This is a genomic window from uncultured Holdemanella sp. (genome assembly GCF_934754935.1).
Taxonomy (GTDB): domain Bacteria; phylum Bacillota_I; class Bacilli_A; order Erysipelotrichales; family Erysipelotrichaceae; genus Holdemanella.
The window spans coordinates 1-12,332 of sequence record NZ_CAKVJB010000047.1 but is presented as its reverse complement, the minus strand read 5'-3'; the positions used below and the strand labels follow the sequence as shown (position 1 = coordinate 12,332).

Below are 12,332 nucleotides of genomic sequence, written 5' to 3'. Positions count from 1 at the left end.
GGAAATTTTAGAAAAGATGCATATTTTGACAATTTCACATAATTCATTTTGATTTCACAACATTTACCAAAGTTATAAGAAATTTATGACAACATAGAATGGTATTCTATAAGTGCCTTAAAGATAAGGCAATGAATATAGAAATAAACCAATATTCATATCTCTCTCCTAAAAAAAAATAATAAACAAAAAGAAGCCATTCTAGACACCAACACTAGAATGGTTTCTTTGTTTCTAAGCATACGCATTACATACTTTGATCACAAAACGCATTAACGCATATAACTCTTTATATGTTTCTTTTTTTATACGGACCGTACAATCATCTATCTTTTCTACATTATCCATTCGTGATACAAAATCCGCATTACGACTATGATGAAAAGTAATGTCCATTGTATGAGGTGAAGACAATGTTGGTTTCACATCAACTTTTAAAGCTTCTTGAACACCCTTAGTATATCTATTTTTTAACTCATTAAAACTACAACACAAAGCGCATTGATTATTCAATGTTTTCTTTGTTTCTACAAATACACATCCAAGTTCTTCTTCTACTTGTTTACCATATTCACTATCACCACTTGCCAAGATAACTGGTACACCAAATTCATCTGCTAATAATCGGTTTATACCACTTTCACCAAGCTCTTTTCCATCTACGACAACTTTTCGTACCATTGTACCCCAAATTGTATGTGCCATTACACCAGGTGAGTTACAACGAGAATGATAACCAATAAACATTGCACCATCAAAAGAATCATCTAAACCTTCCATCATACCAAATTCTTTATAGGCTCCGTTTGCCGCTACAAAAGCTGCTCTAGGATCTAATTTAGAAGGAAGAAGATTATCCATATTTCCGTGACTATCATTCACAATCACTTCTTCGACTCCATTTTGAAATAATAAATCAATCACAAGATTGACTTCATTCATCATATTTGTACAATATTCAGAATATAAATATCCATTTTTAGCTGTGTTTGCCGGATTACTATTTCCCCAAATACCTTCAATATCTGCTGAAATATATATTTTTTTCATTTTAAAATACCTCTACAGAACGATCTAAAATCCCGTTCATTTTCGCAATCGCAATACCATAATTTGTGAAAGGAACACCCTGTTTTTTGCACTCTTTCACTCTAGACTGTATTTCTTTTTCATTTAACATACATGCACCACAATGAATCACAACACTATATTTAGAAAGATCTTCCTTAAATCCATGTCCTGAAGTAAATTCAAAAGTTACATTTTTCTTTGTATAATTCAAAATCCATTTTGGAAGCTTATCTGTACCAATATCACCACACTGTCTATGATGCGTACACCCTTCACTAATCAATATACAATCTCCATCTTGTAGATGATCTAACTTATTAGCTCCTTCAAGTACTGTAGCTAAACTTCCTTTTAAACGTGCCATAAGAATGGAGAAAGAAGTCAAATGAATAGATGTATCCACAATTTGACTTACCCTATTAAAAGCTTGGGAATCCGTAATAACAAGTCTAGGAGTAACCTTCTTTAAGGTTTCTTCCAACTCTTCTACCTGACAAGTCATACCAATCGCATGATGATCCAAGATATCTCTTAACACAAGTTGTTGAGGCAAAATCAATCTTCCCTTAGGCGCAGATTGATCGATTGGAATCACAAGCACAACGACATCACCCGTTTCAATCAAATCACCAATGATTGTTTTTTCTTCCTGTTTTTTTACGACACTAGCCAACAAATTTTTTAATCCATCTATATTTTCATTGTTTAGAGCACTCACATAAATTTCATTAGAAGCCAGTTCCTTCTTTTCTTTAATCAAATCACACTTATTAAGCGCAATGAAATATGGCAATTTATTTACTTTAAACATGTCAATCAAATCTTGATCTACTTTTTGTAGACCCACACTTGCATCCACAACCAATACAGCCATATCAATTGCTTTTAATACTTCTAATGTCCTTTTGATTCTTAACTCACCCAAAGTTCCTTCATCATCCATACCCGGAGTATCCACAATCACAACAGGACCAATCGGCAAGATTTCCATAGATTTCTTTACAGGATCTGTTGTCGTTCCCTTAATATTCGAAACTAAAGACATACTCTGATCGGTAATCGCATTGACTACACTGGATTTGCCGGCATTTCTTAAACCAAAAAATCCAATGTGTGTACGATTCGCACTTACTGCACTATTTAAATCCGACATATTAGAACCTAAAATCTCTACGATTACTAGATTTGATTGCGTCTACATTTTCACGAGCAATTTGTTGAGCTTTCGCATTTGGAATCTTATTTAATTCTTTTTCAATCAATTCAAAACCAATCTTCTTCGTATCTTCACTCGCATAATCAACTAAATATTCACATAAAGTCATCAATGCGTTTGGATGACAACAATTTTGGATTTGTCCTGTCTTACACAAAGACATGAAACGATCTCCTGTTCTTCCTTCTCTATAACATGCCGTACAGAAAGAAGGAATATAGCCTAACTGCATCAACCAATTCACAACTTCATCCAATGTTCTTTGATCGGATACATCAAATTGTTCTGAATCGTGAGGACGATCTTCTTCTGTATATCCACCAACAGATGTACGACTTGCCCCACTAATTTGAGAAACACCTAAATGAAGCATTTTTCCACGCACTTCTTGAGATTCACGCGTTGAAATAATCATTCCTGTATACGGAACGGCAATACGGATACATGCCGCAATTTTTTCAAAGATTTCATCATCCAAACTATTATCAAATGTATCTGGATCAATATCATCTGCATGTTTTACACGAGGCACACTAATTGTGTGTGGCCCTACACCATGTACAGCTTCTAAGTGTTCTGCATGCATCATCAACCCTGCAAATTCATATTGATATCCTTCTAGACCAAACAATACACCTAAACCAACATCATCAATTCCACCTTCCATAGCTCTATCCATAGCTTCTGTATGATAGTCATAATCATGTTTAGGTCCTGTTGGATGCAACTCTAAATAGCTTTTCTTATTATATGTTTCCTGGAATAAAATATATGTTCCAATTCCAGCTTCTTTTAACTTGCGATAGTTTTCAACCGTTGTAGCTGCAATATTTACATTGACACGGCGAATCGCACCATTTTTATGTTGAATTGAATAAATTGTTTTAATAGATTCTAAAATATATTCAATTGAGTTGTGAACTGGGTCTTCTCCAGCTTCAATAGCCAAACGCTTATGTCCCATATCCTGCAAAGCAATAACTTCATCACGAATCTGATCTTGAGTTAATTTAATACGTTTAATATGTTTGTTTTTCATGTGATAAGGACAATATACACATCCATTTACACAATAGTTGGATAAATACAATGGGGCAAACATCACAATACGATTTCCATAAAATGCTTGTTTGATTTCATTGGCAAGCTTATACATTTCCTCTACTTTTTCAGGAATATCACAAGCTAATAATACACTTGCCTCACGGTGTGTCAAACCTTCACAATGAACGCCATGCTCCGTCTTTTGAGGACGAGCCTTATTTAAAATTGAATCAATCAATTCTACATTACGCTTGTTCTTTTCAGCATATTCAATCGTTTCAAGAATCTCCTCATGATTAATAAATTCTTCTGCCTTTAATGATTTTGGATTATAAATACTCATTTTTGTTTCTCCTCTTTTATTTTTTTATATCTCCGCGATCTGTTACAATTTTGTAACCAATCGAATTCATACGTCTCGATAAACAATCTTTACATTCGGCTGACTCTTCACCAGTACAAATTTTATTATCATACAACGCATATTTTTTTCTAACACTTACCGGCGATAAATTAGGCATTACCACATTGGCCCCGGCAAGAATCCCTTTTTCTCTTCCTTTTGGATCAATTGTTCCAAGTGCTGTTGTAGCCGGAAGCAAGATATTTGGTTGAATCAAACGAATCAAAGCTAATAAGAATAAAGTTTGATTCAAAGTTCCACTTTCCATATCTTTAAACGGTGTATCCTTTTGCGAAATAAATGGACCAATTCCACACATATCCGGTTTAAACGTTTCAATAAACTTCAAATCCATAGCCAAAGTTTCACTCGTTTGATAGGGTGAACCCACCATAAAGCCACAGCCTACTTGATAGCCAATTTCCTTTAAATCTTTTAAGCACTGCATACGATGATCAAATGACATATTCTTTGGATGCAACTTTTCATAATGATCTTTACTAGCCGTTTCATGCCTTAATAAATAACGATCAGCTCCTGCATCAAACCAAGCTTTGTATGTATCTCTATCTTCTTCTCCTAAAGATAAAGTAATGGCACAATCTGGATATAGATTACGAATCTTATTAACAACATTTGTGACAAAATCCTTTTTATAAATGCCTTCACCACCTTGAAGCACAAAAGTGCGAAAGCCAAGTTTATATCCTTCTTTGCAGCAACTCAATATATCTTCTTCATCCAATATATATCGATCACAATTGGAATTTGATTTTCGAATACCACAATAAAAACAGTCATTACGACAATAATTTCCTACTTCAATCAATCCACGTACATAGACTGAATTGTCATATATAGAATTTGCGATTTTCTTAGCTTTGTTTGCGACATATAATCGTAAAGCTTCATTTTCGGCTTCAATTAAAGTTTTATATTCTAATAAACTTAAAGAGTGTTCTCTTTCAAGTTTATCAATCAATCGATAAGCCTCAATCATGGCTAATCACATTGGAATAGGCAGTTTTCACACTAATTCCCTCTATATTTCCTAATTTACCTGCCAAAGCAGCAATTGTATTTTGTGGGGCATCTAACGCAATCGAAATAACACTAATATGTTTCTGTTTATAAGGAATACCCATTCTTCCAATGATAAACTCACTATATTCATGTAAAATTTCATTTAAAAGATTCACTGCATTTGTATCTTCTACAATAATTCCCATAACGGCAACACGTGTTTCCATATTCATCTCCTTCTAAAAGAAAAAGCTATACTCCACACAAAAAGAGCATAGCTATAGTTCTACTTACAAAACCTTATAAGCACCTTTCACGCAGAATTCTCTTAATGTTGGGAGCAAATTTCTTTATATCTTATATAATACACTAAAATGTGATTGATTTCACAAATTATGGTTAGTCACATATAATTTAATATTCTTTTAACATTTTTCTTGATATAATAGACGAAAGGAGCTTCCTTATGAAAGATAAATATTTCGAACCAAAAAAATTCGTTAAAAACTATATTTACGCAATTACCATTTTCATCATCACTCTTACGATTGGAATTTCTATATTTTTTAATGTTGTTCAATCTTCCGTTGAAAAAAATTCAAGAGAAACACTCATTACCAATGTGACTCAACAAAGCGAACACTTAAATACAATTTTAAATATCAACTATTCCTATTTAAATGTACTAGCAAAAGAATTATCAAAATCTAAAGACCTATTTTCAGAAGATAATATATCTTTAATTAAAGCCTTCATGGAAAACACAGACTTAAATCGTACCGCAATCATAGATTCAGATGGAAATGCACTATATGATAATAATGTAGTTAAAAATGTTGCACATCGAAGATATTTTAAAGAATCGATGCAAGGCAAACAATCTCTTTCAGACCCCTTAGAAAGTAGTGTCGATCAACAAACACGTGTCATCTTATGTGTACCCATTTATAAAAATAATCAAGTCATAGGTGTTGTGGGCGGTTCTTATAATGTCACAAAGCTAGGAAATATGTTGTTTGATGATTTGTTTGAGGGACAAGGAAAAAGTTTTATTGTTGATCAAGATGGAAATCTAATCACTAGAGACAAGAAGTACGAAAAAAAGCACAATATAAAAACAATAGATAATTTATTTGATATTTGTGATGAAAAGGAAGTCAAAACAGACTTCAACCAACAAGAATCAGATTTAATCCAAATACAAACCGAAAAAAATAAATCTTTATATTTAGCTTATTCCCCATTAAAAATCAATGATTGGATGATTTGTTACATTGTTCCAGTTCATGTTGCTCAAGAATCTTACACATTTATTACGCATTATGAAACGTTGTTGGCAACATTTTTAGGCTTAATCGTTCTAAGTCTGATGATTTATTTGGCTCACTCAAATTCAAGAGAAAATAAGTATTTGATTCATTTATCTGAAATTGACCCATTAACTTCTGTCTACAATAAAGAAACAACACAAAAACTCATTGATCAAAAAATCAAACAAAATGAGCACTTCTGTTTCTTGATCTTGGATGTGGATGAATTTAAATCGGTGAATGATAATTATGGACATGCCGTAGGTGATATCGTATTAAAAAAATTAGGCAATCTATTTAAGAATCATTTTAGGCAAACGGACATAGTTGGAAGAATTGGTGGTGACGAATTTATCATTCTAATCCAAGATGAAAATATCGCTGAATCTAGAATTCAATCTCTACTTCAAAAGGTCAATGAATTAAAGATTGAAGAATTAAAAGATTTCAAATTATCCATCAGCATTGGAATTGCCTTTGCCCCTAAAGATGGAACAACATTCATGGAACTGTATCGCCATGCCGATCATGCGCTGTACCAGACAAAGCGTGCAGGCAAAAACAATTATAAAATATATAAAAATGACGAGAACTAAATCTCGTCATTTTCTTATACATTCGTATAGTTAAAGCTCATTAAATCAACAGGCTTATCCTTAATATAATCCTTAATTTCTAAACCTTCTAATTTGGCTGGACGAACTACGATTTCGTTTTTAACTACATCTTCTTTAACTAATTTTAATTGTTTCATCAACACAAATAAGTCTTTTAAAACCTCTATCTTTTTAGGGATTCCCTTATATACATACTCAATAGCGCCTTCACTGAATGCCTGGCTTTTTGAAATATACTTCTTACCATTCTTTTCAGCATTATACTGAATATAGAACCAGAAACGTAACATCTGTAAGTTTTCACCTTTACTATTTTTTAAGAACACTTCTTTCCAAGATGAATTTACGACTTCTTCTTTTTCTTTCTTTACAGAAGACTTCTTTTCTTTCAATATCTTTTCACTTGGCTTGTCAATAATGCTCTTATTCATCAATTCTTCCATTTCGATATCTGTGAATTTAATGACATAAATTTTTCTGCCATTCATCTCACTATCGCGAACCAAACGAACACTTTTTAATTTACGAATCAACAAATCCATGGATGGTCTTTCAGTACTTTCATCCAATAAACGAAATACATATTGAGCAGCTTGTAAACTTGTCAATTCGTTTTCATATACCCAGTCATGCGTTTCTGCATATGGATTTTTTACAGCCATAAATCTAGCGTAACAAAATAATCTTAAAGAAAGTGCAGCTGCACCATTCTCATTACTATTTACGTTTTTGATAAAACGTTCTCTATTTTTCATTAACATCTCTGTACTCATTAAATCTCCCCCAGAAAAAATTTCGAACGCAATAGATTATATCATCATTTGTGAACTTTTGCAGAAAAAAATTGCTTGTTTCCAAGCAATTATTTCGATAATTCAATAAATTCTTCAATTCTTGATTTTGCGGTTTCCAATGCAGAAATCCAGAATGCTTCATCCGTTAAATCAATATCCAATACTTTAGCTGTATCTTCTACAGAAGCAACGGTTGTTGTGTGTAACATTTCCTTATATTTTGGAACAAATTCTTCTTTACCCATTTCTTGATATTTCACAACTAAGCCTCGCGCAAACAATCCACCAAAGGCATATGGCCAGTTATAGTAGCTTAAATCTGAAGAATAGTAATGAGATTTACATACCCACATATATGGATGTAAACAAGTTGGATCCAGTCCATCTCCATAAGCTTGTTTTTGTGCATCCAACATAATTTCATTCAATTGATCTGTAAATAAGAATTCATCACTTCTTCGATCAAATACAGCTTTTTCAAATAAGTAACGCGAATAAATATCGCAGATGATTTGACATAAATCTTGAAGCTGATTTTCAATCAAACCTAGTTTAACTTCTTTATCCTCTGTTTCATCAATTACTGCATTCATAATGATATTTTCATTAAATGTACTTGCCGTTTCAGCTACTGGCATAGAATATTCCCAATTCAATGGTCTATGACTTTCAATATTCAACCCATGAAAAGCATGTCCAAGTTCGTGTGCCAAAGTAACTACGTCTCCTAGTCCTCCATCAAAGTTAGTTAGAACGCGTGATTGTTTCACAAATGGCATATTGCAACAGAAAGCTCCTCCCACTTTTCCTTTGTGTGGATAAAAGTCGATCCAGCTATTGTCAAAAGCTTCTTCCATCATATCGGCCAATTCATCACAGAATGGTCTAAAATGATTAACTAAATATTCTTTTGTGGTTTCTGGTGTAAAACTTGTAGTAGCTGATTTTCCGACTGGCGCAAATAATTCATACCAAGGAAGTCCATTTTCATATCCAAGCATTTCAGCTTTTCTTTTCAAATACTTGTGGAATACAGGCAAGTATTTCTGCATAGCACTTAAAAGTGCATCTAATGTTTTTTGGGATACATGAGATTGATGTAGTGTCATATCCATTGGGCTTGTATATCCTCGCATTTTTGCTTCCGTGATAACCTGTAGTTTAATATTATTCAATGAGAAACTAACGGCATCCGCAATCGGTGCATAACTTTTGATTTCCGCTTCATAGGCAGCTTTACGAACTTCTTTATCTGCATCATAAGCTAGATTACGAACCGATGCCAATGGTAATTTTTTTCCATCATATTCCACTTCAAGAGAACTTGTTAATAGACTTTGTTGCTTCTCCCAAGCTGCTCCTGCAGAAATATTCATTTTGGCAAGCGCTTCTTCTACATCTTCACTCAACAAATATTTTCCACTTTCGTGAATATCATTTAAGAAATATTTGTATTCACAAAGTTCTGGACAATCTAAATAGTTATTTAAATCTTTCATATCCGCAATATAGCGAGAGAATACGGCCATAGCCTTGCTGGCTGTACTTGCGATTGTGGCTACTTTATCAATAGCTGCTGCCGCTTTCGCATTTGCCGTGTTTGTGGATTGACTTAAAAAGCCAAAGCAGCTCAAATGTTTTTCTAATAATTCAAACTCTTCTAATAATTTAACAATTTTTAGAAGATCTTCCTTCTCATTTTCATGACTTAAAGTCTTTGAAAGTTCATCTAATTCTTTTGCCTTTTTTTCAAAAGAAGTCAAATCTTCACTAAATTTAGGATCATCAAATCCCTTGTACAATACGTCTAATGACCATTCTACGTTCATATCAATTTCCTCCAGTTTATTAGATTATACCATAAGAAAAGCTTGAGCATGTGCCCAAGCTTATAATACTTGCGATAAAAATTTGATGGTTCTAGGATTTTGTGGATGTTCAAAAATATCTTCTGGAGTTCCTTGTTCTTGAATAATACCTTCATCCATAAATAATACGCGATCACTTGTTTCGCGGGCAAATCCCATTTCATGAGTTACAATCACAATTGTCATTCCTTGATCTGCCAATTCTTTAATAACTTCAAGTACACCTTTAACCATTTCTGGATCTAATGCACTCGTTGGTTCATCACATAAGATTACATCTGGATGCATAGCTAGAGCACGAACAATGGCTAGACGCTGTTTTTGGCCACCTGATAATTTTCTTGGATATTCATCCTTCTTATCTTCCAAGCCGACTTTTTTAAGCAATTCGATAGCTTCTTTTTCAGCTTGTTCCTTTGGTGTTTTAAGTTCTAAGATCGGTGTAATCGTAATATTTTCTAAAACCGTTAAATGTGGGAATACATTAAAGTGTTGGAAAATCATTCCAATCTTTTTACGATGTGTATCAATATCCACATTTTCTGCTGCAATATCCACCCCTTCAAAAATAATTTGTCCACTAGATGGTTTTTCTAATAAGTTTAGACAACGTAAGAAAGTAGATTTTCCCGAACCACTAGGTCCAATGATACTAACAACTTCTCCTTGATGAATGATTTGATCAATTCCTTTTAATACTTCAAGATCCCCAAAATTTTTATGTAAGTCTTTTACGACAATTAGTTCCTTAGTCACTGACACTCAACTTCCCTTCCATGTATTTAATTAATTTTGATAGTGAATATGTAACGATAAAGTAGATCAAACCAACAATTACTAATGGTTCAATGGATTTATAAGTAGCTGATTTAATAACACTATTTACTGTCATTAATTCGCCAATATAGAATGTACTTGCCAAAGATGTTTCCTTGATCATCATGACAAATTCATTTCCTAAAGCAGGCAAGATATTCTTGATAGCTTGAGGAATAATGATTTTAGTCATCATATGCACGTTTGACATACCAAGTGATTTAGCGGCTTCTCTTTGACCTTTATCTACTGACTGAATACCTGAACGAATAATTTCAGCCACATATGCACTTGAGTTGATAATCAACGCAATGATTACACTGACGATCATTGGCATATTTCCATTTGTCAAATAAGAGAAGATATTAATGAATAACCATAATTGTAGTAATAGTGGTGTACCACGAATTAATTCTACATAAACACCGGCAATTGCTTGTACGATTTTGTTCTTTGATAGTTTTACTAAGGCAAATAATCCACCAATAATTGTACCAAAGATTACGGTAATAGCTGCAAGTCCTAAAGTGATGCCTAAACCTTTTAATAATTGTGGCCAGCAATATTGAACGATTTGAACACATGTTCCAAAGAATCCAGTTGCGGTTAATGTGAATTGTTCACTACTTTGTTTCTTCGCTGCTTTATACCATTCTTCATATAAGCCTTTTTTGTTGACTTCCTTTAAGATTTTGTTGACTTCATCCATCAATCTTTTTTCACCTAAAGGAGCACCTACACGGTTTCCTGCATAATCTTGATCAATATTAAATAATTCATCTGATTTCGCAAGTTCAGAGTTCTTTTCAACATATTCATCGGCTGTACCTTCAGAGCAAGCAACCGCTTGTACAGTACCATTCTTTAATAGGGCAACACCATCATCAATTGTTGAAATGGATTGTAGTTTTGCGTCTGGAATTTGATCTTCTGTATATTGTTGCTGAATCGATCCTTGTTGAGCAGCTACCTTTAAACCAGTTAGATCTGTTAACTTTTTATATTTCTCTTCATCTTTTTTAGAAATAATAACAGCCTGTCCACCAGTATCTTCATTAATATTGTATCCAATAGACATCTCCATCTGTTGAGCACGAGCTGGTGTATAAGCCAATCCAGTAATAGCTAAGTCAATTTCTTCTGTTTGAAGGTTTGCCAAAACTGTATCAAAACTTGAAGCCTTGATTGTTAGTTTAACACCCATCTTTTTTGCGATATATTTAGCCAATTCAATATCAGAACCTACATATTGAGCTTGTCCTGTTTTTGTCGAATCAATAAATTCATTAGGAGGGAAATCCGGAGATGTTCCTACAATCAATTCTCCTCTTTCTTGAATTTTGTCTAACAAATCGCCTGTTGTTGATGTGTCTGTTTCATCGGCAAATGCAGGCATAATACTAGACATCATAATCATAAAACTTACTAAAAATGCCGAAATTAATTTAAATCCTTTTTTCATGTTGTCCTATTCCTTTCTAAAAAAAAAGCCGTCCTTGAATATACAAGGACGACTATAAAATCGCGGTACCACCTTATTTCCTGCACGAATGTACAGGCCCTTAACTCATAACGGGAGTATCCGAAGCTTCCTCAATCTTCGAAAGCTTAGCTCTAAGACACGTTCACCCTGTGCTTACTGTTCCATTTCCACCATCAGGAACTCACTATCAGCAGCATCCACGACTACTTCTTCTTTTCATTGCCTTTACAAAGGATGGCTTTATTATAAACAAACATTTTTTTAAATGCAACAGAAAATTTATGATTTTATCAACAACTCAATTTCATCCACATTTAGTGAACAATACGCAGATATTTGTTCAAGACTCAATCCAGATTCATACATCTTACGAACCATCTGTTCCACTTTCTTATCAGCTTCTAGTATTGCCTTTCTTGCTTCTTCTTTCTCTTTATGAGCTTCTTCTTTGTCTTTACGAGCTTCTTCTGATTTCTTTTCAACTTCTTCTGATTTCTTTTCAACTTCTTCTTGTGCTTTTCGAGTCTCTTCTTGTGCTTTTCGAGTCTCTTCTTGTGCTTTTCGAGTTTCTTCTTGTAATTTTCGAACCTCTTCTTTTGCTCTTTGAAGCTCTTCAAGTTCAAGTTGTAGTTCCATTCGTTCTTCATTTTCATGCAGTTTTTGAAAATCTTCTATTATTTTCTTCCA

The 12,332-nt window shown here is 33.5% G+C and carries 10 protein-coding genes, 1 pseudogene and 1 other annotated feature; of the genes and pseudogenes, 1 reads left to right on the top strand and 10 read right to left on the bottom strand.

The genetic code is table 11. The features are described 5' to 3' along the window. Positions 1-234 precede the first annotated feature (234 nt). From Q0E86_RS10330 to Q0E86_RS10310, 5 genes are read right to left on the bottom strand one after another with little or no spacing between them, the layout of a single operon-like run. A complete protein-coding gene (locus tag Q0E86_RS10330) occupies positions 235-1,050 on the bottom strand; it encodes a M55 family metallopeptidase (RefSeq protein ID WP_295756858.1) in 816 nt (271 codons plus the stop codon). Position 1,051: 1 nt separating this feature from the next. Continuing rightward, entirely contained in the window at positions 1,052-2,224 is a 1,173-nt protein-coding gene (gene hydF, locus Q0E86_RS10325) for a [FeFe] hydrogenase H-cluster maturation GTPase HydF (protein ID WP_295756857.1), read from the bottom strand. Between the two features lies 1 nt (position 2,225). Continuing rightward, positions 2,226-3,668, bottom strand: a complete 1,443-nt coding sequence (hydG, locus tag Q0E86_RS10320) for a [FeFe] hydrogenase H-cluster radical SAM maturase HydG (protein WP_295756860.1) — start codon at positions 3,666-3,668, stop codon at positions 2,226-2,228. A 22-nt stretch (positions 3,669-3,690) separates the two neighbouring features. Continuing rightward, positions 3,691-4,734: a [FeFe] hydrogenase H-cluster radical SAM maturase HydE gene (hydE, locus tag Q0E86_RS10315; RefSeq protein WP_295756856.1), complete on the bottom strand. Its 1,044-nt coding sequence runs from the start codon at positions 4,732-4,734 to the stop codon at positions 3,691-3,693. Next, a complete protein-coding gene (locus Q0E86_RS10310) occupies positions 4,727-4,984 on the bottom strand; it encodes a TM1266 family iron-only hydrogenase system putative regulator (RefSeq protein WP_295756855.1) in 258 nt (85 codons plus the stop codon). The genes hydE and Q0E86_RS10310 overlap by 8 nt, the downstream gene beginning before the upstream one ends. Positions 4,985-5,223: 239 nt before the next feature. On the opposite strand from Q0E86_RS10310, the gene Q0E86_RS10305 reads away from it, so the two are divergent. Continuing rightward, on the top strand, positions 5,224-6,663 hold the full coding sequence (locus Q0E86_RS10305; RefSeq protein ID WP_295756854.1) for a sensor domain-containing diguanylate cyclase: 1,440 nt from the start codon (positions 5,224-5,226) through the stop codon (positions 6,661-6,663). 14 nt (positions 6,664-6,677) lie between these two features. Here the strand turns inward: Q0E86_RS10305 and Q0E86_RS10300 are convergent, their stop codons facing one another. The 5 genes and pseudogenes from Q0E86_RS10300 to Q0E86_RS10280 form a co-directional block, all read right to left on the bottom strand. Continuing rightward, positions 6,678-7,457: a hypothetical protein gene (locus tag Q0E86_RS10300; RefSeq protein ID WP_295756853.1), complete on the bottom strand. Its 780-nt coding sequence runs from the start codon at positions 7,455-7,457 to the stop codon at positions 6,678-6,680. Positions 7,458-7,546: 89 nt separating this feature from the next. Then, positions 7,547-9,307: a M3 family oligoendopeptidase gene (locus Q0E86_RS10295; protein ID WP_295756852.1), complete on the bottom strand. Its 1,761-nt coding sequence runs from the start codon at positions 9,305-9,307 to the stop codon at positions 7,547-7,549. A gap of 60 nt (positions 9,308-9,367) precedes the next feature. Beyond that, positions 9,368-10,102 (bottom strand): amino acid ABC transporter ATP-binding protein, encoded by a 735-nt coding sequence (locus tag Q0E86_RS10290; protein ID WP_295756859.1) that lies wholly within the window; start codon positions 10,100-10,102, stop codon positions 9,368-9,370. After that, complete coding sequence (locus Q0E86_RS10285; RefSeq protein ID WP_295756851.1) at positions 10,095-11,624, bottom strand: ABC transporter substrate-binding protein/permease; 1,530 nt, start codon at positions 11,622-11,624, stop codon at positions 10,095-10,097. The genes Q0E86_RS10290 and Q0E86_RS10285 overlap by 8 nt, the downstream gene beginning before the upstream one ends. 41 nt (positions 11,625-11,665) lie before the next feature. Beyond that, positions 11,666-11,874: a binding site (T-box leader), on the bottom strand. Positions 11,875-11,924: 50 nt separating this feature from the next. Beyond that, positions 11,925-12,332 (bottom strand): annotated as a pseudogene (locus Q0E86_RS10280) (hypothetical protein); the annotation flags it as partial.

Coding starts and splice junctions, on each gene's coding strand:
- hydE (WP_295756856.1), bottom strand. CDS start 4,734: ATGATTGAGGCTTATCGATTGATTGATAAACTTGAAAGAGAACACTCT.
- Q0E86_RS10285 (WP_295756851.1), bottom strand. CDS start 11,624: ATGAAAAAAGGATTTAAATTAATTTCGGCATTTTTAGTAAGTTTTATG.
- Q0E86_RS10305 (WP_295756854.1), top strand. CDS start 5,224: ATGAAAGATAAATATTTCGAACCAAAAAAATTCGTTAAAAACTATATT.
- Q0E86_RS10330 (WP_295756858.1), bottom strand. CDS start 1,050: ATGAAAAAAATATATATTTCAGCAGATATTGAAGGTATTTGGGGAAAT.
- Q0E86_RS10310 (WP_295756855.1), bottom strand. CDS start 4,984: ATGGAAACACGTGTTGCCGTTATGGGAATTATTGTAGAAGATACAAAT.
- Q0E86_RS10300 (WP_295756853.1), bottom strand. CDS start 7,457: ATGAGTACAGAGATGTTAATGAAAAATAGAGAACGTTTTATCAAAAAC.
- Q0E86_RS10295 (WP_295756852.1), bottom strand. CDS start 9,307: ATGAACGTAGAATGGTCATTAGACGTATTGTACAAGGGATTTGATGAT.
- hydF (WP_295756857.1), bottom strand. CDS start 2,224: ATGTCGGATTTAAATAGTGCAGTAAGTGCGAATCGTACACACATTGGA.